Origin of the sequence: Streptomyces sp. NPDC001315 (assembly GCF_042896175.1) — a bacterium.
GTDB lineage: Bacteria > Actinomycetota > Actinomycetes > Streptomycetales > Streptomycetaceae > Streptomyces.
The window spans coordinates 113,800-137,140 of the sequence record NZ_JBIAWZ010000004.1 but is presented as its reverse complement, the minus strand read 5'-3'; the positions used below and the strand labels follow the sequence as shown (position 1 = coordinate 137,140).

General features: G+C 70.3%; 19 protein-coding genes and 1 pseudogene. 9 read left to right on the top strand and 11 right to left on the bottom strand.

Features of this window, described 5'->3' with window-relative positions:
- Nucleotides 1-213: 213 nt before the first annotated feature.
- Nucleotides 214-1,848, bottom strand: coding sequence for an acyl-CoA dehydrogenase family protein (locus ACFY16_RS14095; protein ID WP_390647364.1), 1,635 nt, complete (start codon nt 1,846-1,848; stop codon nt 214-216).
- A 426-nt stretch (nt 1,849-2,274) separates the two neighbouring features.
- On the opposite strand from ACFY16_RS14095, the gene ACFY16_RS14090 reads away from it, so the two are divergent.
- A complete protein-coding gene (locus ACFY16_RS14090) occupies nt 2,275-3,450 on the top strand; it encodes a YihY/virulence factor BrkB family protein (protein ID WP_390647363.1) in 1,176 nt (391 codons plus the stop codon).
- A 264-nt stretch (nt 3,451-3,714) separates the two neighbouring features.
- A pseudogene (locus ACFY16_RS14085) lies at nt 3,715-4,395 on the top strand (helix-turn-helix domain-containing protein); the annotation flags it as partial.
- Here ACFY16_RS14085 and ACFY16_RS14080 read toward each other — a convergent pair.
- Both ACFY16_RS14080 and ACFY16_RS14075 read right to left on the bottom strand, forming a co-directional pair.
- Nucleotides 4,384-4,779: a VOC family protein gene (locus ACFY16_RS14080; RefSeq protein ID WP_390647362.1), complete on the bottom strand. Its 396-nt coding sequence runs from the start codon at nt 4,777-4,779 to the stop codon at nt 4,384-4,386. The pseudogene ACFY16_RS14085 and the gene ACFY16_RS14080 overlap by 12 nt on opposite strands.
- Before the next feature lie 56 nt (nt 4,780-4,835).
- Complete coding sequence (locus tag ACFY16_RS14075; protein ID WP_390647361.1) at nt 4,836-5,474, bottom strand: VOC family protein; 639 nt, start codon at nt 5,472-5,474, stop codon at nt 4,836-4,838.
- A gap of 73 nt (nt 5,475-5,547) precedes the next feature.
- On the opposite strand from ACFY16_RS14075, the gene ACFY16_RS14070 reads away from it, so the two are divergent.
- Nucleotides 5,548-6,165 (top strand): hypothetical protein, encoded by a 618-nt coding sequence (locus ACFY16_RS14070; protein ID WP_390647360.1) that lies wholly within the window; start codon nt 5,548-5,550, stop codon nt 6,163-6,165.
- 159 nt (nt 6,166-6,324) lie between these two features.
- Complete coding sequence (locus tag ACFY16_RS14065) at nt 6,325-7,854, top strand: cytochrome bc complex cytochrome b subunit (RefSeq protein ID WP_390647359.1); 1,530 nt, start codon at nt 6,325-6,327, stop codon at nt 7,852-7,854.
- On the opposite strand, the gene ACFY16_RS14060 is transcribed toward ACFY16_RS14065, so the two are convergent.
- Together ACFY16_RS14060 and ctaD are read right to left on the bottom strand one after the other, a co-directional pair.
- The gene (locus ACFY16_RS14060) at nt 7,772-8,176 is read right to left on the bottom strand and encodes a cytochrome c oxidase subunit 4 (protein ID WP_390647358.1); all 405 of its coding nucleotides are present in this window, start codon (nt 8,174-8,176) and stop codon (nt 7,772-7,774) included. The two genes, ACFY16_RS14065 and ACFY16_RS14060, sit on opposite strands and share 83 nt — an antisense overlap.
- Nucleotides 8,166-9,845 (bottom strand): cytochrome c oxidase subunit I, encoded by a 1,680-nt coding sequence (ctaD, locus tag ACFY16_RS14055; RefSeq protein ID WP_390647357.1) that lies wholly within the window; start codon nt 9,843-9,845, stop codon nt 8,166-8,168. Before ctaD ends, ACFY16_RS14060 begins: the two co-directional genes overlap by 11 nt.
- A gap of 278 nt (nt 9,846-10,123) precedes the next feature.
- Between ctaD and ACFY16_RS14050 the strand changes: the two genes are divergently transcribed.
- Nucleotides 10,124-10,777 carry a ThuA domain-containing protein gene (locus tag ACFY16_RS14050; RefSeq protein WP_390647356.1) on the top strand — a complete coding sequence of 218 codons (654 nt, stop codon included), beginning with the start codon at nt 10,124-10,126 and terminating at the stop codon, nt 10,775-10,777.
- A 331-nt stretch (nt 10,778-11,108) separates the two neighbouring features.
- Nucleotides 11,109-12,431 carry a phosphatase PAP2 family protein gene (locus tag ACFY16_RS14045; protein WP_390647727.1) on the top strand — a complete coding sequence of 441 codons (1,323 nt, stop codon included), beginning with the start codon at nt 11,109-11,111 and terminating at the stop codon, nt 12,429-12,431.
- Nucleotides 12,432-12,590: 159 nt separating this feature from the next.
- Here ACFY16_RS14045 and ACFY16_RS14040 read toward each other — a convergent pair whose 3' ends face one another.
- The 6 genes from ACFY16_RS14040 to ACFY16_RS14015 all read right to left on the bottom strand — a co-directional run bounded on the left by ACFY16_RS14040 (nt 12,591) and on the right by ACFY16_RS14015 (nt 19,642).
- Nucleotides 12,591-13,637: a LacI family DNA-binding transcriptional regulator gene (locus ACFY16_RS14040; RefSeq protein WP_390647355.1), complete on the bottom strand. Its 1,047-nt coding sequence runs from the start codon at nt 13,635-13,637 to the stop codon at nt 12,591-12,593.
- Between the two features lie 277 nt (nt 13,638-13,914).
- Complete coding sequence (locus tag ACFY16_RS14035; protein WP_390647354.1) at nt 13,915-14,829, bottom strand: carbohydrate ABC transporter permease; 915 nt, start codon at nt 14,827-14,829, stop codon at nt 13,915-13,917.
- The gene (locus ACFY16_RS14030; RefSeq protein ID WP_390647353.1) at nt 14,829-15,713 is read right to left on the bottom strand and encodes a carbohydrate ABC transporter permease; all 885 of its coding nucleotides are present in this window, start codon (nt 15,711-15,713) and stop codon (nt 14,829-14,831) included. The genes ACFY16_RS14035 and ACFY16_RS14030 overlap by 1 nt, the downstream gene beginning before the upstream one ends.
- 10 nt (nt 15,714-15,723) lie before the next feature.
- Complete coding sequence (locus ACFY16_RS14025; RefSeq protein ID WP_390647352.1) at nt 15,724-17,064, bottom strand: ABC transporter substrate-binding protein; 1,341 nt, start codon at nt 17,062-17,064, stop codon at nt 15,724-15,726.
- A gap of 303 nt (nt 17,065-17,367) precedes the next feature.
- Nucleotides 17,368-18,462 (bottom strand): LacI family DNA-binding transcriptional regulator, encoded by a 1,095-nt coding sequence (locus ACFY16_RS14020; RefSeq protein ID WP_390647351.1) that lies wholly within the window; start codon nt 18,460-18,462, stop codon nt 17,368-17,370.
- Between the two features lie 166 nt (nt 18,463-18,628).
- Nucleotides 18,629-19,642 (bottom strand): hydroxyacid dehydrogenase, encoded by a 1,014-nt coding sequence (locus tag ACFY16_RS14015; RefSeq protein ID WP_390647350.1) that lies wholly within the window; start codon nt 19,640-19,642, stop codon nt 18,629-18,631.
- Nucleotides 19,643-20,109: 467 nt separating this feature from the next.
- Here ACFY16_RS14015 and ACFY16_RS14010 point away from each other — a divergent pair, with 467 nt between their 5' ends.
- From ACFY16_RS14010 to ACFY16_RS14000, 3 genes are read left to right on the top strand one after another with little or no spacing between them, the layout of a single operon-like run.
- Nucleotides 20,110-21,459, top strand: a complete 1,350-nt coding sequence (locus ACFY16_RS14010; RefSeq protein WP_390647349.1) for an extracellular solute-binding protein — start codon at nt 20,110-20,112, stop codon at nt 21,457-21,459.
- Nucleotides 21,456-22,454, top strand: coding sequence for a carbohydrate ABC transporter permease (locus ACFY16_RS14005; protein ID WP_390647348.1), 999 nt, complete (start codon nt 21,456-21,458; stop codon nt 22,452-22,454). Before ACFY16_RS14010 ends, ACFY16_RS14005 begins: the two co-directional genes overlap by 4 nt.
- Nucleotides 22,451-23,323, top strand: coding sequence for a carbohydrate ABC transporter permease (locus ACFY16_RS14000; protein ID WP_390647347.1), 873 nt, complete (start codon nt 22,451-22,453; stop codon nt 23,321-23,323). The genes ACFY16_RS14005 and ACFY16_RS14000 overlap by 4 nt, the downstream gene beginning before the upstream one ends.
- Nucleotides 23,324-23,341 lie beyond the last annotated feature (18 nt).

Sequence of the window (23,341 nt, the reverse complement as noted above, 5' to 3'; positions counted from 1 at the left end):
CTGCCGCTCGCCGATGACGGAGGGACACAGTCCGGACACAGAGACCAACAAGTTGCAACCCCTTGCAACCCTGGTGAACGACCACGCGGTGTTTGAAACTTGACCCACGCCGTCCCGAGCGGCGTTTCTGGCCTCGCAGGGCCAACTCAGCGGGGGTGGTGCCGTGTCGGCGCAGCATCACCCCCGCGTAGTCGTACGACGGATACGCGCAGGTCAGGACACCGGCCGAGCCCGCTCCACGATCGACGCCAGGTCAAGGGTGTGCGGCAGGGTCCCGAAGGCCGCGCCCCAGTCGCCGCCCAGCCGCGAGGCGCAGAAGGCGTCCGCGACCTCGGGCGGCGCGTACTGGACGAGCAGCGCGCCCTGGAGCACCAGCGCCAGCCGCTCGGCGAGCCGCCGGGCCCGCCCCTCGATGCCCGCCAGGTCGGCGAGTTCGGTCAGCAGGTCCTTGATCGCCCCGTCCAGCCGGTGATCGGCGCCGCGCGCCCGCCCGACCTCACGGAGGTAGGCGTTCAGCGCCTGCGGCTCCCGTTGCAGCGCCCGCAGCACGTCCAGCGCCTGGACGTTGCCCGCGCCCTCCCAGACCGAGTTCAGCGGCGACTCGCGCACCAGCCGGGGCAGGCCCGACTCCTCGACGTACCCGTTGCCACCCAGGCACTCCGCGGCCTCCACCGTCACCGGCGCGCACCGTTTGGTCACCCAGTACTTGGCCGCCGGCACCGCGATCCGCAGCAGCGCCCGCTCCTGTTCACCGCCGTCGTCCCAGGCGGCCGCGAGGCGCAGCGCGAGGGTCGTCGCCGCCTCCGACTCCAGCGCGAGATCGGCCAGAACATTACGCATCAGCGGCTTGTCGAGGAGCGGGCCGCCGAACGCCTCCCGGTACGTGCAGTGGTGCACCGCCTGCGCCACGGCCTGCCGCATCAGTCCCGCCGAGCCCAGCACGCAGTCGAGCCGGGTCGCCGCGACCATCTCGATGATGGTGCGCACCCCGCGCCCCTCCGCACCGACGCGGCGCGCCCAGGTCCCGTCGAACTCGACCTCGGAGGAGGCGTTCGACCGGTTGCCCAGCTTGTTCTTGAGCCGCTGGATCCGGAACACGTTGCGCGAGCCGTCCTCCAGCACGCGGGGCACCAGGAAGCACGTCAGTCCCTCCGGGGCCTGCGCCAGCACCAGGAACCCGTCCGACATCGGCGCCGAGCAGAACCATTTGTGCCCGGTCAGCGCATACGTCCCGGGCTCCGCGAGCGGGGCCGCGGCCGTGGTGTTCGCCCGTACATCGCTGCCGCCCTGCTTCTCGGTCATGCCCATCCCGAACAGCGCCCCCGCCTTGAGGTGGGCGGGCCGCAGCTCCCGGTCGTAGATCGTGGACGTCAGCCGCGGCTCCCACTCGGCGGCGAGCTCCGGGTCGTGGCGCAGGGCCGGTACGGCCGCGTGGGTCATCGACAGCGGGCAGCCGTTGCCGGCCTCGACCTGCGTCCACACCAGGAACCCGGCCGCCCGCCGCACATGCCCGCCCGGCCGGACCCAGGCCCCGGTCAGGCCCGCCGAGACGCCCTTGCCGAGCAGCCGGTGCCAGGCCGGGTCGAAGTCGACCTCGTCGATCCGGTTGCCGTAGCGGTCGTGCGTCCGCAGCCTCGGCGGATTGTCGTTGGCCTGCGTCCCCCACTCCTGCAACTGCGCCGACCCGGCGGCCCGACCCAGCGCCGCGAGCTCGCCGCGCGCCTCGTCGAGCACCGCCGGATCGACATGCCGTTCGACCGCCTCCGTCAGCGCCCGGTCGGCGGTGTAGACGTCGTATCCGGTCAGGGGCGGGGGCTGATTGGTCACGGTGTGCGTACTGCCTGCCATATCCCGGAACCTACCCGCCACAGCGATGGTCATGACCGCCCTGACACGGCACACGACACCCCCGCCTCGACCCAGCCGGGAGGGGCCCGGGGCGACGGGGCCGCGGTGAGGCCAGGCGGCAGCGGTGGGGCGGCCGCCGGGTGGTGCCGCCTGCGGCCGTGTCGGTCGTGCGGTCGGGGCGGTTGCCCGGGCCGGCCGAGGCGGGTCAGGGCCGTCTCCAGTGGGTCCTGCGTCAGCGCCTCCTCCGGCCGGCCCGGGGCGGTAGACGGTGTCGAGACAGCGTTCGCCGAGGTCCGGAGCGATGGCGACCGCGGTGAGGCCGGGGCGGTCGTGCTGGGACAGCCACCGGGCGGCGCCACGGGCGCGACCGCACCGGCTGTCACACCAGGGGTGAGTTCATGGTCGCGCGACGGATACCTTTAGGACGTGCAGCCAGCAAGTCAGTCTCCCCAGCAACCCGAGAGCCCGTCCGGGCGTCTCCACCGGGCGCGTGCCCTCTACCGGAACGTCTCCAAGCGCAGGACCGCCTGGCTGCTCCTGAAGGACACCGTCAACTCGTGCATCGAGTACCGCATCCTGGGCCTCGCGGCCGAGGCGGCGTTCTTCTCGCTGCTGTCCGTGCCGCCGCTGCTGCTGAGCCTGATCGGACTGCTCGGCTACGTCGACGACTGGACCGGCACCGACAGCATCAGCAGCCTCGAGAGCAACATCCTGGAGGCCTCGCGCACCGTCCTGTCCGACAAGGGCGTCAAGGAGATCGCGCAGCCGATCCTGGACGACGTGATGAGGGGCGGCCGTCCCGACGTCATCTCCATAGGCTTCCTGTTCGCGCTCTGGTCCGGCTCCCGCGCGGTGAACGTCTTCATCGACACCATCACCGTCATGTACGGCCTCGACGGCGTCCGCGGGATCGTCAAGACCCGCTTGGTGGCCTTCCTGCTGTTCATCGGGGCGCTGCTGATCGGCTCGGTCGCGCTGCCCCTGATGGTCGCGGGCCCGGACGCGGTGGTGCGGATCCTGCCCTGGTCGACGACGGTGGTGCAGGTCCTGTACTGGCCCGTGGTGATCGTGCTGTCCATCGCCTTCCTGACGACGCTCTACCACGTGTCCGTGCCGGTGCGCTCACCGTGGATCGAGGACGTGCCCGGCGCCCTCGTGGCGCTCGCCATGTGGGTCCTCGGCAGCTTCCTGCTCCGCATCTACCTCCAGAACACCATCGAGGGCGCGACGATCTACGGCTCCCTCGCCGCCGCCGTCGCCGTACTGCTGTGGATCGGTGTGTCCGCCTTCGCCGTGCTCGTCGGGGCCGCGGTCAACGCCGCGATCGACCGTGTCTGGCCGGCCGCCGCGACCGCCGCCGCCCGCGCGGCGAACGAGCGGCTGCGGGGGGAGGTGGCCGCGGAGTACGTCGCCCGGATGACGGCGGCGCGTGCGCACGACGATGACGACGACGATCCCGACGACCCCGACATGCCGTCCGAGTTCCCCGAGCGCTGGTCCCGGTTCCTGCCACCGGAGGACGTGACGGGACGGCTCCGGACGCATGCGAAGAGTTCCCCGAAGGGGAACGGGAACACGGAGGAACCGCCCCCGGAGAAGTGACCGGCGGGGCCGGTGCCGCTCACGTCCTCAAGGCCGCCCCCGCGGCTCCGGCCTCCCGCGCGAAGTCCGTCGCACGGGGGCCGCGGCTGCGGGGGCGGCGCGCCCTCCGTCGGCCGCGCCCGCTCCTCGCCGGGCGACGACACCCTCGAAGCCGTCGCCGGCGCGGTCGGCCAGGGCAGCGCGTTCGCCCCGTCCGGTGGCTTCGAGCGGTGTACGTCCTCAGGCCGAAGGAACACCGGACGCGCGCGGCGTAGTCTGGCCGACGTGTACGCGGAGCGGCCCTCCCGCCTGGCCGGCGCGGTGGTGTGGACGAGCACCCCGTCGGCGTTCGGCGCGCGCCCGGTGCTGCCCGACGGCTGCATGGACCTGCTGTGGACCGAGGGGCGGCTGCTGATCGCCGGTCCGGACACGCGGGCGCACGTCCCCGACGGCCCGCCCGCGCACTGGGCGGGCGTCCGCTTCCGCCCCGGCACCGCGCCCGCCCTGCTCGGCGTGCCGGCGCACGAACTGCGCGACCGGCGCGTGGAGCCGGCCGACCTGTGGCCGGCCGCGCAGGTACGGCGCCTGCGCGGCCGCGTCGACGCGGCCGCCGACCCGGTGACCGCGCTGGAGGACATCGCGATGGACCTGGCGGCGGACACGGCCCCGCCCGACCCCCTCCTGACGCGGCTGGTCGCCGCCCTGGACGCGGGCCACCCGGTCGCCGCGACCGCAGACGAACTCGGCCTGGGCGCACGCCAGTTGCACCGCCGCTCACTGGCCGCCTTCGGCTACGGCCCCAAGACGCTGGCCCGCATCCTGCGCCTGCAACGGGCCCTCGCCCTGGCCCGCGCCGGCGTCCCCCACGCCGAGACGGCGGCCCGGGCCGGATACGCCGACCAGGCTCACCTCGCCCGGAACGTGAGGGAGTTGACGGGCATGACGCTGGGCGAGCTACTCGGCCGGCGGCGCGAACAGATCGACCCCGTTCCCGTCGGGGTCGAGCACGACGGCGTACCGCTGCCCCCAGAAGGCGTCCCACGGCTTCAGCTCGCCGCGACAACCGGCGCCCACCAGCTCTTCGAACACGGCGTCGACCTCCTCCGGCCCCTCGCACCGCAGCGCGAGCGCGGCCCGGCTCCCACCGGACGGTGCCCGCCACTCCGGGTGGAAGGACCGGACGGTGTCCTCCGTGTCCAGCAGCAGACGTAGCCCGCCCGGCAGTTCGGCCTCGGCGTGCGGCTCCTGCTCGGACCCTTCGGGGAACGCGAACCCGAGCCGGCGGTAGAAGGCGACGGAGGCGGCCATGTCGGAGACGACCAGCCCGATGGCATCGAATCGTGGACTCATACGGCCACCGTAGACAGGGACCCGGCCGCCGGTCTTGAACGAATCGGACACGCCGGTCAGCCGAAGGTCACCGGCCCCCTGGGCGTCTCCAGCGTGAACGACAGCCCCACCGGCCCCTGGGTGAGCGGGAGGTCCGTGCCCAGCGCGGCCAGCAACGACCGGATCTCGTCCGGGTCGGGGGCGGTCGCGGACAGCGCCAGCAGAGGAGTGACGGGCAGGCCGGATGCCGTGGGGTGGGCCGAGGCGCCCCAGTCGATGAGGAACGGCACCAGCCCGCAGGGGTGGGCCGAGGCCCCGTCGGTCAGGCGCCACTCCAGCAGGGTGCCGTCGGGGCGGCGGCGGCTCATCGCCCGTACGTCGCCCGGGTCGTAGCCCTGGGCGCGTGCGGCCGCGACCGCCGCGTCCAGGTCGGACGGGCTGATCGCCCAGGTGATCGTCCGCGGGGCGGCCAGAGCGTCGACGCCGAAGGGGCGCGGACCCGTGGGCTCGGGCTGCTCCGGATCCGGGCCGAGGATCTCCAGATAGCTCGTGCCGCCGAGACCGACGAGGTGGTTGCGGGTGCCGCGCCCGACATGGACACCGCCGGGGGCGGGCGCCACGCCGGTACGCCGGGTGAAGTCGGCGACGGTCGCCGCCAGATCGGGGGTCGCGAGAACGAGGTGGTCCAGCAGCGGTACACGGGCGTTGGCGTTCATCCCGCCGGAGACTACGCGCCCCACTCCTCCCGACACCCCCACCTGTGGAACACCTGTGCGGCAGGATGGGCCCGTGATCCGTACCGTACGCATTCTTCCGCTGCTGCTCCTCATGCCCGCGCTGCTCACCGCCTGCGGCACCGAGAAGGCGGGCGGCGCGGGCGCCGCGGACCCGGCGGAACTCGCCTCCCGCGCCCAGGCGTTGGGTATCGCCCCGGAACTCGTCTACGTCACCGAGGCCCCCGGCTTCACCTTGGCCCAGCAGTCCGTCGGCGTGTACGGAGACGACGGCGTCTCCGCCGTCTACGTCTCGCGGAAGACCGGCGCCCAGCTCCAGCTCTACGTCGACCGGGGCACGCTGACCGCCCGGAGCTGCCCGACGCAGCCCGTCCGCGATGCCACCGCCGACCGGACCAGCTGCACGCGCGACGGCGACGCGTGGTACCGCAGCGCCGGTGAGCAGAGCGAGTACGCCGTCCCGAAGAAGGGATACGTCGTCCGGGTCGGTGGCGACGGCGTCCCGCGCGACGTGCTGCGTGCGGCGGCCCACAAGGTCCACCGGCCCTCCGCCGACGAACTCGACGCCCTGCTGCCGCCCGCAGCCCCCCGGGCGACCGAGCCCGTGGAACGCGGCGACCTGCCCACGGTCGGCGACGGGGCGCCGAACAACGACCCGGGCGCCGGCGGCTGACCACCGGCTCACCGCAACCCCCTGCCCGGTCGGCCGAAAGGGTGTCGCCGCCCAGCCGCGCGAGTGTTTCACGCACCCGCCGTACTCGCCGGGCGACCGCGCGGCTAGGCATGCCCAGTGACGACCGACGACGCGACACAGGGCAGAAGGGGGCGTTCCGTGGACCGCGAGCTGCGCGCAGGGCGGGCCCGCCACCGCGGCGAGCGCCTGGCCGACGCCGCCGACGCCCGGCTGCCGGTGTACGACGGCGGGGGGCTGCTGCGCAAGGCGTTCCCCCACCACTGGTCGTTCTTCCTCGGCGAGCTGGCGCTCTACAGCCTGATCGTCCTGGTGCTGACGGGCGTCTGGCTGACCTTCTTCTTCAAACCCGAGATGCGCGAGGTCGTCTACGACGGCTCGTACCTGCCCCTGCGCGGCGTCCCTATGTCCGTGGCCTTCGACTCCACCCTGCACATCAGCTTCGACGTGCGCGGCGGACTGCTCATCCGGCAGCTGCACCACTGGGCGGCCCTCGTCTTCGTCGCCGCGATCGGCGTGCATCTGCTGCGGATCTTCTTCACCGGCGCCTTCCGCAGGCCCCGGGAGATGAACTGGGTCATCGGCGTCACCCTCCTGGCGCTCGCCCTGGCCGAGGGGTTCGCGGGCTACTCGCTCCCCGACGACCTGCTCTCCGGCACGGGACTGCGCATCGCGCAGGGCATCATGCTGTCCATCCCCGTCGTGGGCACCTACGTGAGCATGTTCGCGTTCGGGGCCGAGTTCCCCGGGCAGGACATCGTGCCCAGGCTGTACAGCCTGCACATCCTGCTGCTGCCCGGCGCGCTGATCGCCCTGGTCACCGTCCACCTGATCCTGGTCTTCCACCTGAAGCACACCCACTGGCGCGGCCCGGGCAAGACCGAGAAGAACGCCGTCGGCAAGCCGATGGTCCCCCAGTTCACGGCGTCCTCGGCCGGCTTGTCCCTCATGGTCTTCGGCGTGCTGACCCTGCTCGCCGGGCTCGCGCAGATCAACCCGGTCTGGGTCTACGGCCCCTACCGCCCGGACGTCGTGTCGACCGGCTCCCAGCCCGACTTCTACGTCGGCTTCCTGGAGGGCGCGCTGCGGCTCGTGCCGCCCTGGGAGACGAACCTCGCCGGCCACACCCTCATGTGGAACGTCCTGCTGCCGGCCGTCGTCCTTCCCGGTCTCTTCTTCACCGTCCTGTACGTGTATCCGTTCGTCGAACAGCGGCTCACGGGGGAGTGGGAGCAGGAACACCATCTGTGCGACCGCCCGCGCGAACGCCCCGTGCGAACCGGGCTCGGCGTCGCCGGCATCGTCTTCTACGGCGTCCTGCTGCTGGGCGGCGGCAACGACGTCATCGCCCAGACGTTCCGCATCTCCGTGAACGTCATCACCTGGATCCTGCGCATCGCCCTCGTCGTGGGTCCGGTCCTGGCCTTCATGGTCACCCGGCGCCTGTGCCACGCCCTGCTGGAGTCGGAGCACGAACGACTGACCGAGGGCGAGGAGACCGGTGAGGTGCGTCAGTCCGTCGCCGGGGGCTACGAGAGCGACCAGGTGCCGGTGGAGAAGTTCCGGCCCGGCGCCCCCATGACCCCGATCACCCCTCCCGGCCGGAGTCCCGGCCGGCGTACTGGAACACCATTCCGAACACCCCGGCTCCCAGTACGCCGACGCCGATGATGAACAGCCACAGCCCGTACACCACCCCCGTCGAGGCGACCGCGAACCCGGCGGCGGTGATGATCGGCCAGCGGCTCTCCGGCGGGAAGAACTCCAGCGGCCCGGCGCCGTCGGCCACCTCGGCGTCGGGGCGGTCCTGGGGGCGGCGTCCCCTGCGCCGGTAGTTCATCGCGCAGAAGAACGAGATCACCGCGCCCATGAGGAACGCGACGATCAGCGCCGCCGTACCGGCCGGATCAGCGTGCGACCAGATGCCGTAGAGCACCGCGGTGCCCCCGAAGAAGACGGCGACACCGCCGAACAGCAACGCCTCAGTCCGCATGGGGCAACTGCTCCCGTCTGCGCTGCACGATGGCCGGATGGCGCAGATCGAAGGCCGGGGACTCCGAGCGCACCCGGGGCAGCGCCACGAAGTTGTGCCGGGGCGGCGGACAGGACGTCGCCCACTCCAGTCCCCGCCCGTAGCCCCAGGGGTCGTCCTCGGTGACGCGTCGGCCGTGCCGGGTCGTGTGCCACACGTTGTAGAGGAAGGGGAGGGTGGAGACGCCGAGCAGGAACGCGCCCACCGACGAGAGGGTGTTGAGCAGCGTGAACCCGTCCGAGGGCAGGTAGTCGGCGTACCGGCGGGGCATGCCCTCCTCGCCGAGCCAGTGCTGCACCAGGAAGGTCAGCTGGAACGCCGGGAACAGCAGCCAGAAGTGCAGCTTGCCCAGTCGCTCGTCCAGCATCCGCCCGGTGAACTTGGGCCACCAGAAGTAGAACCCGGCGAACATCGCGAAGACCACGGTGCCGAACAGCACGTAGTGCAGGTGCGCCACGATGAAGTACGAGTCGGTGAGATGGAAGTCCAGCGGCGGCGACGCGATGAGCACCCCGCTCAGCCCGCCCAGCAGGAACGACATCAGGAACCCCATCGCCCACAGCATCGGGGTCTCGAAGGACAGGGACCCGTTGTGCATCGTGCCGATCCATGCGAAGAATTTGATGCCGGTGGGCACGGCGATCAGGAACGACATCAGCGAGAAGAACGGCAGCAGCACCGCGCCCGTCGCGAACATGTGGTGCGCCCACACCACCGCGGACAGCATGGTGATCGTGATCGTCGCGCCGATCATCGGCAGATATCCGAAGAGCGGCTTGCGCGAGAACACCGGGATGATCTCCGTGACGATCCCGAAGAACGGCAGCGCCACGATGTACACCTCGGGGTGGCCGAAGAACCAGAACAGGTGCTGCCAGAGGATCGCGCCGCCGTTCGTAGCGTCGAAGACGTGCGAGCCGAACTTCCGGTCCGACTCCAGCGCCAGCAGCGTCGCCGCCAGCACCGGGAACGCGGGCAGTACGAGGATCGACGTGAACAGCACGTTCCAGGTGAAGACCGGCATTCGGAACATCGTCATTCCCGGGGCGCGCAGACACAGGATCGTGGAGATGAAGTTGACCGCGCCCAGCGTGGTCGACACACCGGTGACGACGAGCCCCATCACCCACAGGTCACCGCCCGCGCCGGGCGAGTGGTAGGCACTGTTCAGCGGCGCGTACGCGAACCAGCCGAACGCCGCCGCGCCGCCCGGCACCAGGAACCCCGAGACGACCATCAGGCCGCCGAAGAGGTACATCCAGTAGGACAGCGCGTTGAGCCGGGGGAAGGCCACGTCCGGCGCGCCGATCTGGAGCGGCATCACGGCGTTCGCGAACCCGGCGAACATCGGGGTCGCGAACAGCAGCATCATGATCGTGCCGTGGATCGTGACGAACTGGTTGTAGCCGTGCTCGCTGAGGAACTGCAGTCCGGGACGCGCGAGTTCGGCCCGCATGCCGAGTGCCAGCAGACCGGCGAAGAGAAAGAAACAGAACGCCGTGACCATGTACAGGCGTCCGATCTCCTTGTGGTCCGTCGTGGACGCCCAGCGCAGCAGCCTACGGCCGAGGGAGTCGCGGGAGGCGGAGGGCCGCTGGAGTTCCTCGGTGTGCTCCGACAGTTCGGTCATCGTCCTCCTCCACGGCGGTACCCCGGCGGCACCGGCGCCACCAGGTGCGGACGGCTCTGCGCGCGACGCTACTGCCCGCGACCGGGGGAAGGCGCCCGCGCCACGCCTCCTGTCCGCCGACGGAGTGCGCGGTTGTCGGCCCCGGCTGCCCGGCGCACAGGATCGCTGCGGAAAGGCGGAGGCCCCGGCGCACCCGCCCCGCCCCGAGCGCCCTCGAAAGTTTTCGTCCATCGAGGTCCCTGGGCCCGGTAAGACGAGGTGACATAGGGTCCTGCGCCATGACCGCCCGCCTGCTCGTGTACACCCGCACCACCGACTACCGCCACGACTCCATCCCCGACGCCGTCGCCGCCGTACGCACCCTCGGCGGATACGAGGTCGACCACACCGAGGACCCCACCGCTCTGGAACGGCCCCTGGACGCGTACGTGGCCGTTGTCTTCCTGTCCACCAGCGGCGAGGTGCTGACCCCGGCCGGCCGGGAACGGCTCGCCGGGTACGTCGAGGCGGGTGGGGGGTTCGTGGGCGTGCACGCCGCGGCCTGCACCGAGTACGACTGGCCCTACTACGGCGAACTGCTCGGCGCCCGTTTCGCCCGGCACCCCGAGTACCAGCCCGGCAAGGCCGTCGTCGAGGACCGCGGCCATCCCGCCACCCGGCATCTGCCCGCGGTCTGGGAGTTCACCGACGAGTGGTACGACTTCCGCACCAACCCGCGCGGCGCGGTGCGCGTCCTGGCCCGCGCCGACGAGTCGTCGTACTCCGGCGGCGGTATGGGCGACGACCACCCGCTGGTCTGGTGCCGGGAGCAGGGCGCCGGCCGCGTCTTCTACACGGCCCTCGGCCACGCCTCCGCCGCCTACCTGGACCCGGACTTCCGCGCCCAGCTGCGCGGCGGAATCGACTGGGCGGGCCGGCTGGCGGACGAGTGACGCTTCGGCGCGGCTGGAGCGGATCGGGGCCTCCCACTTCGCCTGGCGGGCCGCCTTCCTCGGCCTCGACTCACGGGCGCCGAACACCCTGACCCGCGAACTGCTGGACGGGGAGCCGACCGACTGTCCTTCGCATCACCCGTGACCAGCGACCCCACCCGCACCGCTCCGATAGCATGTTCGAGCTCGCGACGATCGTTTCATCGCCCGTCGTTCACCGGAAAACCATGCCATCCAGCCCGAAGCGCCACCCAGTTGACCAACATCTAACAAATCAGCCAAATAATTGATAAATATATCCTCGCGGGTGTTTTCGCGAATAAAAAGCAGAATTGCGTTCGTCGCGTGGCGTCAACCACGGGCGATACTGTGGGCCGCAGTGGGTGTGGTAGCCCTCGGATTCCTCATCGCGCTGGAGGTCGCCGCACGTCACTACGGCCAGCCGGGGCCGATTACCAACCAGGCGCAAGAGGTGATATTCGCCCCCAAATCGGGGCCGCTGTTGTACGCCAGTATGGCGTTGATGATGGTGGTGCTCACCTGGCGGCAACGGCTCATCGCGGCGGCTGCCGCGATCGGCATCGACGTCGCCTTCTTTCTGGTGCGGTGGGCGGTCGACGCCAAGATGATGTTCGGCAACGGCGCGTTGTGGGTGATTTTGGGCTATGGGGTCATCGCTGTCACGCGCCGCACCGGCCGGGAACGTGTTCTGCTGCTGAAGGGTGTCGGGCTGGGCCTGCTGCTGGTGACCGGCCGCAAGACCGGCGATGCCTGGCTGCTCATCACGTCGAAGACCCGCCCGGCGGTGCTCGACCAGTACGTGGCAACCGCCGATCACGCGCTGGGCAACCCGTCGTGGCTGGTGGGCCGGATCGTCACGGCCACCGGTCCGATCGGCGCCCGTGTTCTTGACTGGGTCTACATTCAGCTTGCGGTGGCCGCGGTCGTCGTCGCGCTGTACCAGCTGCGAAACGTGGCGGTCGAGGGCCGCTTCCCGCGCCATCATCTGGTGCGCACCTTTCTGGTGATCGGCCTCCTCGGACCGGGCATCTACATGATCTTCCCGGTGGTCGGACCGATCTTCGCCTACGGCGGCGGCGCATTCGACACCGGCGGCGGCCACTGGGCGCTGGCCGACATCTGGCCGAACACACCGCCGCCGATCAGCGCCCCGCACCCGATGCCGTACGACGAGATCACCCCACGCAACTGCATGCCGAGCCTGCACACGGCGTGGGCTACGGCGATCTTCATTCATTCCCGCAAGGGCCCACGGATTCTGCAAGTCGCAGGCGCGTTCTGGCTGATTGCCACGCTCGGCGCAACGCTGGGCTTCGGCTACCACTACGGCGCGGACATCGTCGCCGGCGTGGTGTTCACGCTCACGATCGAGGCGGCTCTGCGCTCGCTCGACCGCGGCTGGGATCGGTCAGGAATCCAACTGGTCGCTCACGGCACCACGGTCTTCGCCGCGCTCCTGGTGTCGTATCGCTATCTGCCGATGGAGATGGCCGAACATCCGTGGGTGTTCGGACCGCTTCTCATCCTGGCGATGACCTCAGTGATTTACGGCTTCGTCCGGACCAACAAACTGTGGGAACCGAAGGCCGCACCGGCGCGGCAACTGGAACCGCAACCCGAACCGGTCGGCTAGGTCGCGGACGGCTGACATGGATCCGCTGACGCCGGGCCCTTGCCGGACTGGTCGTCGACGCCGCTCGGTTCCTCGACAGCCGCGGTGACGACGAAGCCGATCCCGGCTCCGCAGTGAAGATGATGCAAGGCGTGGGCGGCTCTGGCGGGGTCGCCCCCCTCAGCCCCCCGGCGGAGCCGTGCTCGCGCGTTCCACCAGACGCGTCGACAGTTCCGTGCGGGTTCCCTCCGGGCGGTGACCGTCCATCATCCGTACCAGCAGGCGCAGTGCCGTCGCGGCCATCTCCGCCAGTGGCTGGCGGACGGTGGTCAGAGGCGGGGCGGCCCAGCGGGCCTCGGGGAGGTCGTCGAAGCCGACCACGCTGACGTCGTACGGGACCTTCAACCTCCGCTCGGCCAACGCCTCGTACGCCCCGAGCGCCATGGTGTCCGAGCACACGAAGACAGCGGTGGGCGGTTCGGGCAGATCGAGCAGTTCCCGCATGCGGAGGAGGCCCGTGGCCTCGTCGAAGTCGGCGTGACGTACGTATTCGGGCCGTTGGCGCAGTCCGGCCGACGCCAGTGCCGAGCGGTAGCCGGCGACCCGGCCGCTGCTGCACAGTTTGTGGTGCGGGCCGGCGATCACGGCGATCCGCTCGTGGCCGAGCGACAGCAGGTGCTCGGTCGCGGTGACCCCGCCCTGCCAGTTCGCCGCGCCCACCGACACCACGCCCGGCGGCGGTTCGAGGACCGGGTCGATCATCACGTACGGGATGCGGTGCTGGTCGAGCCAGGCGTACTGGGACTCCGTCAGCTCGGCCAGGTTGAACAGCACTCCGGCCGAGCCGCGCGCGGTGAGCTTGTCCAGCCAGCCGCGCTGCGGGCGGCCGCTTCGTGGCCGGGTGAGGCCGGCAGCCGAGACGATCACGTCCAGACCCGCGTCGTGGGCCGCCTCCTCCACCCCGTGCAGCACCGCACCCGACCACGAGCTCTCCAGCGAGTGCACGACGAGGTCGACCAGCCGCGGCGTCCTGACCGTGTCGAACCTCGGTCTGCGGACGTAACCGAGCCGGTCCAGCGCCTCCGTGACCCGGCGGCGCGTCTCGGGCGCCACGTCCTCCCGGCCGTTGACCACCTTGGAGGCGGTCGGCACCGACACCCCCGCCTCGCGGGCCACGACGGCCAGCGTCGGTCCGACCGTCACGCTCGCACTCCCCGTACGGACCATCGGGAACCACCTCTCCGGACACCGGCGCGCAGAAAGCGCTTGCTATCCTAGGTGGGTCTCCGCGCGACGTGAAGTCCTCGGGGATCGCGCCCCGCACCTGGCCGTGTACTTCCAGTGGGCCAGGTCCCGCGAGCCGTGGATCGTGATCGTCGCAAACCACTCGAAGGACTGGTCGCCCCGGAGTACCGGTCGCCGGCCCGGACCGGCGACGGGTCCGGGGCGAGGCCGCGGATCACCGGGCTGCGGAGTACGGTGGCCAAGGCCTTCTGCCGCACGGTCACTTGAGGGCCCCCAGGGTGACCCCGGTACGCCAGTAGCGACGCATCGCGACCATCATGATCGCCATCGGCACGATGGAGAGCAGCGCGCCCGTCAGGACCAGGCTGGTCAGGTCGACGCCCGACTCCAGGCGTTTGCCGGACCAGTTGTACAGGCCCAGGTTGAGCGTCCAGTTCTCCTCGCCGCGCAGCACGGTGAGCGGGAGGAAGAAGGCGTTCCAGGTGTTGACGAAGGCCAGCAGGAACACCGTGGCGCCGCCCGTCGTCATCATCCGCAGCACGATGCTGAGGAAGATGCGGAGTTCCCCGGCGCCGTCCAGACGGGCGGCCTCCAGGAGTTCGAAGGGGACCGTGGCCTCGGTGTAGACCTTGGCGAGGTAGACGCTGAACGGGTTGATCAGGCAGGGGATCAGCATCGCCCAGGGGGTGTCGACCAGTCCGATCGCCGAGAACAGCAGGTACAGGGGGAGCGTGAGCAGGGCGATCGGGATCAGGAACGAGCCCACCACGCACGCGAACACCACGCTGCGGCCCGGGAAGTCGAAGCGGGCCAGGCCGTAGCCCGTGGCGAGGGCGATGAGCGTGCCGCCGAGAGAGCCGACACCCGCGTACAGCAGCGAGTTGGCGGTCCAGCGCAGGAAGATGCCGTCCTCGTAGGTGAACAGCTGATGCAGGTTGTCCCACAGGTGCATGCCGGAGAACCACAGGCCGTTGCTCTGGTACAGCCCCGTACGGTCCTTCGTCGCGGCGACGATCAGCCACCACACCGGGAACAGGCTGTAGGCGCTCGCCAGGACCAGGCCGACGAGCAGGAAGCGCTGGCCGCCCCGGCCGCGGGCCGCCGGGTCCGGGCGGGTGAGTCGGCGCACGGCCGGTGTCGGGGGCTGCTTGGCGCGGTTTTCGGCGAGCACCATCAGTCGGCCTCCCTCGAAGTCAGCCGGTAGAAGAGGAAGGAGGCGATGCCGAGGATGAGGGCGAGCAGCACCGACAGCGCAGCGGCGTAGTGGTAGTTGCCGGCGGTGAACGCCTGGTTGTAGATGATCATGATGGGGGTGAAGCTGTCGTCCACCGTCTGCGGGGTGACGTTCCGGAACAGCGCGGGCTCGTTGAAGATCTGCAGCATCTGGATGATGGAGAGCAGACCCGTCAGGACGAGCGCCCCGCGCACGTACGGGACCTTGATGCTGCGCGCGATCCGGATCTCGGAGGCGCCGTCGAGACGCGCGGCCTCGAACAGCTCGCGCGGCACGGCCCGGAGCGCCGCATAGATGATCACCATGTTGTAGCCGATGCCGTGCCAGGTCAGCAGGTTGCCGATGGACGGCCAGACCATGGACGGCGCGAAGAAGTTCCAGGAGGAGCCGAACAGCTTGCCCAGCGAGGTGAGCGGGCCGACCGAAGGGCTGTAGAGGTTGATCCACACGATCGCCGCGACCACCCCGGGGATCATGTACGGCACCAGCAGCAGGATCCGGAACCTGCTCGCCACCCTGGACGTGATCGCGTCCAGGAACAGCGCCAGCACCAGGCTGACGAACAGCATCACCGGGATCTGGACGCAAGCGAACAGCACCACGCGCAGGACGGAACTCAGGAACGCCGGATCGGTCACGCCCTGCCGGTAGTTGGCCAGGCCCGAGAACTTCTCCGTCGCCCCGCCCAGACCGAGGCCGGACTGCTGCTCGCGGAACAGGGACTGGTGGACGGCGTAGCCGATGGGGACCAGGTAGAGGAAGACGAAGCCGAGCTGGAAGGGCACCGTGAAGGCGGCGCCCTTCCAGCGCTGGGAGCGGATCATCGCTGCTTCCTCAGCCCTTGACGCTGATGCCGCGGGACTTCAGATCGTCGACCGTCCACTGCTGCATGTGCGCCAGCAGGTCGGTGACCGTCTGCTGCTTGTTGATGACCTTGGCCCAGCCGGCCTGCATCTCCGTGAACATCGCGGTCCAGTCGGGGCCGAAGGTCCAGTCGGTGGTGACCGTGCCGAGGCTGTCGGTCACGATCTTCTTGGCCGGCTCGTAGTTCGTGCCGAGGAGCTTGGCGGAGATCGCGTCGTCGACGTACGCGCTGCTGTCGGCCAGCGCGGGCATCACACCGTTGCCGGTCTCGGGGCTGGCCATCGTCTTCACCGCGCCGGTATCGGTGGACATCCACAGGGCGGCCTCGGCGGCCTGCCGCTGGTGGTCGCACTGCTCGGTGACCAGGGTCAGGCTGCCGGTGAGGTTGGTGCCGGCCGGGGTCTTGGCCGCCTCGCCGCTGAACGTCGGCCAGGGCGAAAGGGCCCATGTGCCGTTGGACTTGGTGAAGTTCTGCACCATGCCGGCCATCTGCCAGGTGGAGATCTGCCGGGTCGCGGTGCCACCGTCGTCGTAGTTGCGCTGCACGGCCGCGTAGTCGGCGAAGGACAGCTTGGAGTTGAGGTCGTTGTCGATGATCTCCTGGATCACCTGCGCCGCCTTGAGGGTGCCCTGGTCCTGGAAGTCCACCTTCCAGGAGTTGCCGTCGATCGCGTACCAGTGCGCCCCGGCCTGCATGGCGAGCACCTCCAGGGTGCTCGGGTCCTCACCGGCGTAGTTGGTGATCTTGACGCCGCGCTTCTTCAGCTGCTTGCCCGCGGCGATGAAGTCGTCCCAGGTGGCAGGGGCCTTCAGGCCGTACTTCCGGAAGATGTCGGTGCGGTAGATGGTGAAGTTGGGCGCGGAGCTGGTGGGGACGCCGTAGAGCTTGCCCTGCACCTGCGCGGCGGACCAGGAGCCGGAGTTGAACCTGTCCTTGTCGGCCTCGACGTACTTGGTGATGTCGGCGAGTGCGCCCTGCGAGACCCAACTGGTCACGTACTCGGCGGTGTTCTGCACCAGGCAAGGCGCGTTCTTCGCCTTCACCGCGTTGGTCAGCTGTTTCTGCATGGTCAACTGGTCGGTGACCTTGGTGTACTTGAGCTTGATGTCCTTGTGGGCGGCGTTGAACGCCTTGACGACGGCCTCCTGGCCGTTGGCCCAGCCCCAGAAGGGGAGGGTGACCGGGCCGGACGCCCCGGAGGACGAGTCGTCCCCGGAGCCGGACCCGCCGCAAGCGGAGAGCAGACCTGTCAGCGCGAGACCCGCTACGGCGGCGCGGGCGAACCTTCTCCGGGGACTGATGGAGTTCATCTGACCGTGATCCTTCGGAAAGTAGGCGTCTTTGAACGAGAGGACGGCGGCTCGGTACTGGCCAGGAACGGCGGCCGGAGGACATCGACGGGGACGTCGGCTCGCGGTTGCGAGGGTCGGCCAAGCGGAAGCTGTAGAAACCGGTTGCTGGGAAGGTAGGCCGTGAAGCCCGGCGGTATCAAGGGGTGTGCCGAAATTCGGTTGAGGCAGCCGCGAAATAGTGCGGAAACCGTTTACGAAACTCGATCGAAGCCCGTCGGTCGCGCCGGCCCTGACTGCCGTGCCGGCCGTGCCCTGGCGGTGTCAGCCGCGCCGCTTCGGCGGCGCGACCGAGTGGCGTACGACGACATGGGTGCCCAGCACCAGATGCTCGCCGTCGCCGCCCTTGCGGCGGCCCGCCCCGGAGCCCTCGCGCCGGTCGGCCACCGCGCGCAGCGCGACGCGGCCCATCTCCTCGTACGGCACGTGCACGGTGGTCAGCTGGGGCGTGAGCTGGGAGGCCAGCGGGATGTCGTCGTATCCGACGATCGACACGTCGTCCGGCACCCGCAGGCCCGCCGTGCGCAGCGCCTGCATCGCGCCCGCGGCGACGACGTCGGTCCCGGCCAGTACGGCCGTGAAGGTCACGCCCTCGCGCAGCGCCGTCTCGACGGCCCGGTGGCCGTGCTCGTCGTCGTACGGCCCGTGCCGCACCATGCCCGGGTCGAACGGCGCCCCGTACGCCTCGAAGGCCCGTCGCGCTCCGCGCAACCGGCCTTGGGCGGTGGTGAGTTCGGCCGGCCCCGGCAGTACCAGGATCTCGCGGTGGCCCGCCGACAGCAGGTGGCTGGCCATCGCGTAGGCGCCGGACTCGTTGTCGTAGTCCACCGTCGTGGCCGGTACGTCGCCCTCCAGCGGCGGCCTGCCGACCAGGACGAGGTGGGAGCCGGCCGCGTCGAGGGAGCGGGCGAAGCGGGCCATGCGCAGCTGGTACTCGTCGTAGTCGTAGGCACCGCCGAGCAGGACCACCGCGGCGACGCCCTGCTGGCGCATGAGGTTGACCAGGGCGAGTTCACGCTCCGGGTCGTCGCCGGTGGTGCCGACCAGCGACAGCCAGCCGCGCAGGGTGGCCGCGCCCTCGACTCCCTTCGCCACGTGGGCGAAGGCGGCGCCGGTGACGTTGTTGATGAGGATCGCCACGGTCGGGGTGCCGCCGCCGGCCAGGGAGCGGGCGTGGGCGTTGGTGACGTAGTCCAGGTCGCGGACGACCTTCATCACCCGGCGGCGCAGCTCCTCGGAGACCGGGTAGTTGCCCGAGAGCACGCGCGACACGCTCGCCACGGAGACGCCCGCGTGTTCCGCCACGTCCCGGATGGTCGCCCGGCCCGCGGCGTCACCGGTCGCCCTGCGCTGACTCACCCTCGGGGCTCCTTCACCGTCGTGACCCGATCACCGCGGCGGCCATGGGTCGCGCCGTCGGTGGTGCGGAAACCGTATCCCATCGTCCTTTCCGGCATCACGGCCTGTGGAGGGCCGGGGCGGACGGTCGGGCGCCGTGGGGCGGAGGGGGCTTCGGCGGCGGGCATCAGGCGACCCTGGTCAGGTCCGCGTGCCGTACCTCGTGGGCCAGGGGCAGGCCCGTGGCCAGGCGTTCCAGTTCCTCGACGACGATGCGGCCGAGCCGCTCCAGCTCGTTGCCGAGGGAGCCCGCGATGTGCGGGGTGAGGAAGACGTTGGGGAGCCGGTAGAGGGGGGACGTGGCGGGCAGGGGTTCGGGTTCGGTGACGTCCAGGACCGCGTGCAGCCGGCCCGAGACCAGTTCGTCGGTGAGGGCGTCGGGGTCGACCAGCGCGCCCCGGGAGGTGTTGATCAGTACGCCGCCGCTCCGGATCAGGGCGAGCCGGTCGCGGTCGAGCATGCGGTGGGTCTCGGGGATGTCGGGGGCGTGCAGGCTGACGATGTCGCTGTGGCGCAGCAGGTCCTCCAGCGTCAGGAGTTCGGCGCCGAGCGCGCGGGCTTCGGCGGTGTCGACGTAGGGGTCGTAGAGGAGGACCTCGAAGTCGAACGGCCGCAGCAGTTCGAGCAGTCGGCGGCCGACGCGGGAGGCGCCGATGACGCCGATCCGGCGGCCGAGGTTGCCGGTGGCCGCGGTCTCGGCGGGGGAGGGCTGGCCGTGGGTGGCGCGGAAGCGCTCGCGGTGGGTGAACGCGTCCTTCCCGGTGAGCAGGATCATCGCGAGCGTGTACTCGGCGACCGGCAGCGCGTTGCCGGTGACCGCGCTGGAGACCGTGACCCCGTGCGTCCACAGGGCGTCGCCGACCAGCGAACGCACGGAGCCTGCGGCGTGCAGCACCGTGCGCAGCCGGGGTGCCGCGGCCAGCGTGCCCGAGTCGAGGCGGGGGCAGCCCCAGCCGGTGATCAGTACCTCGGCGCGGGCCAGCGCCGGTGCGGTGGCGGGGTCGGCGAAGTCCCGTACGACGAGGGCGGGGTCGATCTCGGCCGTCTGCCGGAGCCGGGCCCGGAGGGGCGCCGGGAAAAGCAGGGGGAGGTGCACCGGATCCATGGCGAACACGGCCCTGGGCAGCTGGGCGCTGGGCATGACTCTCCTGAGGTGCGTGCGTCGGAAACGTTTTCTGAAAGCGTGTTCTACCGTAGGTCTGGGCGGTGGCGGGGTCAATCGGTGGGATGGACCTGAGCAAGGGCTGGTCACCACCAGTTGTCGTGCGCCGCGGAGGAGTCCTGTCCGTCGCCCCGGTGCGCCGTGTCCGAGCGCGGGGCGTCGCCGACCCCAGCGGGCGCCGCGGTCCGGCTGGGAAGAACCCCCAGTTCAGTCCATGTGTCGTTACGGCTCGCACGGTGACGGACGAGTCGGCCCGCGGGTGGCGTCGCCGTGGTGCGGGGTTTTCGAAAATTCGCGCAGCCCCTTGACGAGCTCGCTCGGGCGGTCGAAGCTCTGCCCCACTCGGCTATAGGAACCGGTTGCTACCTGTTACTGCACCAGCCCGGTTCGCCGCTGTTTTCCTCTGTCCTCCGACCTGTCCCCCCGATGCGGAAGGTGAGGCCTCCATGCGTTCGCACGCCGGTACTCCCCCCAGTCGCCGCCGTTTCCTCGCCCTGTCGGCCGGCGGCGCCGTGGCCGGCGCGGCGGCGCTCAACGGCTGCGCTCTACAGGTGTCCAGCGGGGTGAGCGGACCCGGCGAGACCGTCACGCTGATGGTCAAGCCCGACGACATCTCCCCGGAACTGGTCAAGCAGGCCCAGAAGGACATCGGCGTCAAGATCGTCACGGTGCGGTACGACCTCACCAAGCTGATCGGGATGATGACCAACGGCAACCCGCCCGACCTGGTGCGCGGTGTCGGTGCCGTGGACGCGCCGTACTTCGCGGCGCGGGACGTGATGGAGGAACTCGACCCGTACTTCGCCCGGAGCGACGTCCTCGCGCTCGAGGACCTGGACCCGGTGAACGACCTGTGGCGGTACGACGGCCGGACCCAGGGCAAGGGCCCGCGCTACGGCATGGCCAAGGACTTCTCCCAGGACTCCATGTACTGGTACAACACCAGGCTCTTCGACCAGGCCGGCGTCGACCACCCGCCCGAGACCGAGCCGGTCACGTACGAGGAGTGGCTGGACAGCGCCAAGCGGCTCACGCGGCGCAAGAACGGCCAGACGACAGTGTTCGGCGGCAGCTACAACGGCGTGCTCACCCCCAATCTCCTGACGAGTCTGACGGTGGCCGCCGGAGGCAGCCTCTTCAGCGACGACTTCTCCCGGGTCGACTTCACCACTCCCGAGGCCCGCAAGGCGCTGGGCTGGTACATCGACTACTGCCGGGCCAAGGTCGGACCGAGCCTCGTCCAGCCGGACCCCAACGCCTGGGACGGGCCCACTTACCAGGCCGACCGGATGGCCATGACGAACTCCGGCTACTGGCTCGGCGGCCTGATCAACGCCGACAAGAAGCTGGCGCCGGTGTCCCGCCTGGCACCCGCCCCGGTCTTCCAGGGCGACAGACGGGTCAGCCCGTGCCAGGCCGGCACCGGCCTGTGGATGCCGAGGAAGGCACGGAACAAGGACGCGGCGTGGCGGGTCTTCGAGTGGTTCTTCGGCGAGGCACCGGCCAAGGCGCGCGCCACCAGCGGCTGGGGCATTCCCACCCTGAAGTCCCTGCGCACGCTGATGCCGGCCCAGGAGGACTACCAGAAGCGGGTGCTGAAGGTGCAGAACGCCGAACTGAAGCACTTCTCGGTGATCGCCTTCACGCCCTACGCCACGGCGGACTCGCTCTACGCCCTCTTCAACCAGACCGCCCCGGCCGCGATGCGGGGAGACATGTCCGTCGACACCCTGGCGGGCCGCCTGAACTCGGTCATGAACGAGCAGCTGAAGCGCGGTAAGGAGCAGGTGGGATGACGGTCGAACAGATCCCCTCGGTCGCGGGCCGGTCCGGCCCGGCCGCGAGCGCCGGCCGGGCGCGGGCGGCCGAGCGGCCCCGGAACTCGATGACCGCGCGCAGGCACCGGGCGTTCTACCTGTTCACCTCGCCCTGGATCACCGGATTCCTGCTGCTCACCGTCATTCCCATGGCGTACGCGCTGTGGCTGAGCTTCACCACGTTCGACGGTATCTCGCCCCACTGGCGGTACGTCGGGCTCGGCAACTACCGGGAGCTGTTCTCCGACGCGCAGACCTGGCACGCCCTGGGCCGCACCGGTCTGTTCGCGGTGACCTCGGTGCCGCTGTCGATCATCGCCGGGCTCGGGCTCGCCGTCCTGGTCAACCGGCCGCTCAAGGCGCGTGGACTGTTCCGCACCCTGCTCTATCTGCCGGCCGTGGTGCCCCCGGTCGGCGCGGGCCTCGCCTTCAAGGCACTCTTCGACCAGAACTCCGGTGCCGCCAACGGTGTCCTGACCCTCTTCGGCATCGACGCCGTCGGCTGGCTCGCCGACCCCTACGCCCGCTATGTGCTGCTGATGACGGTGCTCTGGGGCGCCGGAAACATCATGATCATCTCGCTGGCCGGGCTCCAGGACGTGCCCCGCGAACTCCACGAGGCGGCCCGGATCGACGGAGCGAGCGCCTGGCGGACCTTCCGCAGCATCACCGTGCCGCTGCTCTCGCCGGTGCTGCTGTTCCAGACGGTGACCGGAGTGATCGCCTCGGTGCAGACCATCATGCCGCTGCTGCTGTCCGCGGACGGCACCACGGCGGGCGTCACCGCCCTGCCGCAGTCCAACTACCTCTACATGATGCACGTGTTCGGGCAGTACTTCGCGCTCGGCCGCTACGGCTACGCCTCCGCGCTGCTGTGGGTGCTCTTCGTCCTGATCCTCGTCGTGACCGGGCTCATCTTCAGACTCACGTCCGGTGCGGTGTTCTACAACGTCGACCCGGAGGCGAAGAAGTGACCGCCACCAGCCTGCCCACGAAGACCAGGGGGTCCGCCCCCCGGGTACGGATACGCGTCAACCGCCTCGTCCTCTACACGGTCCTTGTCGCGCTCACCGGCCTGTTCCTCGGCCCCTTCGGCTGGCTGATCCTCACCGGCCTCAAGACCCCCGCCGAACTGGCCGCCTCTCCCGTGCACTGGCTGCCCGACCACGTCCTGTGGCACAACTTCGCCGACGCGTTCAACCTCATCGACTTCCTCGGCTACGCCCGCAACTCCCTCGTCATCGCCCTCATCTACGCCACCCTCGTCACCCTCAGCTCGGCCTGGGTCGGCTTCGGTTTCGCCCGCCTGTCCGCGCCCGGCAAGAAGACCCTGTTCGGCATTCTGCTCGGCTCGATGATGCTGCCCCAGCTCATCACCCTCCTGCCGACCTACCTGATCTTCGCGAAACTCGGCATGGTCGACACGTACTGGCCGTGGGTGCTGTGGGGCCTGTCCGCCGCCCCGTATCTCGTGTTCCTCTTCCGGCAGTTCTTCGCCGGCCTGCCCCGCGAGCTGGAGGAGGCCGCGATCGTCGACGGCTGCGGCTACGCCACGATCTTCTGGCGGATCTTTCTGCCGCAGTCCTGGCCGGTCCTGTCCGCGAGCTTCGTGATCGCCTTCACCTGGACCTGGGGCGACTACATCGCCCCGCAACTGCTGCTGTCCACCGACCGCTCCACACTCGCCGTCGCCGTCATGTCCACCTACGTCACCTCGGCCGGCACACCCGTCGCCAACCTCCAGGCCGCGGCGTCCGTGATGTACGTCGTGCCCATCCTGCTGATCTTCCTCGTCGCCCAGCGCGGCTTCGTGGCCGGGATGTCGACCTCAGGCCTCAAGTAACCCTTCCGGCACGTCTTT

Coding starts and splice junctions, on each gene's coding strand:
- ACFY16_RS14075 (WP_390647361.1), bottom strand. CDS start 5,474: ATGAACGCCAACGCCCGTGTACCGCTGCTGGACCACCTCGTTCTCGCG.
- ACFY16_RS14050 (WP_390647356.1), top strand. CDS start 10,124: ATGACCGCCCGCCTGCTCGTGTACACCCGCACCACCGACTACCGCCAC.
- ACFY16_RS14060 (WP_390647358.1), bottom strand. CDS start 8,176: ATGCGGACTGAGGCGTTGCTGTTCGGCGGTGTCGCCGTCTTCTTCGGG.
- ACFY16_RS14035 (WP_390647354.1), bottom strand. CDS start 14,829: ATGGTGCTCGCCGAAAACCGCGCCAAGCAGCCCCCGACACCGGCCGTG.
- ACFY16_RS14005 (WP_390647348.1), top strand. CDS start 21,456: ATGACGGTCGAACAGATCCCCTCGGTCGCGGGCCGGTCCGGCCCGGCC.
- ACFY16_RS14015 (WP_390647350.1), bottom strand. CDS start 19,642: ATGCCCAGCGCCCAGCTGCCCAGGGCCGTGTTCGCCATGGATCCGGTG.
- ACFY16_RS14095 (WP_390647364.1), bottom strand. CDS start 1,848: ATGGCAGGCAGTACGCACACCGTGACCAATCAGCCCCCGCCCCTGACC.
- ACFY16_RS14010 (WP_390647349.1), top strand. CDS start 20,110: ATGCGTTCGCACGCCGGTACTCCCCCCAGTCGCCGCCGTTTCCTCGCC.
- ACFY16_RS14025 (WP_390647352.1), bottom strand. CDS start 17,064: ATGAACTCCATCAGTCCCCGGAGAAGGTTCGCCCGCGCCGCCGTAGCG.
- ACFY16_RS14080 (WP_390647362.1), bottom strand. CDS start 4,779: ATGAGTCCACGATTCGATGCCATCGGGCTGGTCGTCTCCGACATGGCC.
- ACFY16_RS14040 (WP_390647355.1), bottom strand. CDS start 13,637: ATGGTCCGTACGGGGAGTGCGAGCGTGACGGTCGGACCGACGCTGGCC.
- ctaD (WP_390647357.1), bottom strand. CDS start 9,845: ATGACCGAACTGTCGGAGCACACCGAGGAACTCCAGCGGCCCTCCGCC.
- ACFY16_RS14030 (WP_390647353.1), bottom strand. CDS start 15,713: ATGATCCGCTCCCAGCGCTGGAAGGGCGCCGCCTTCACGGTGCCCTTC.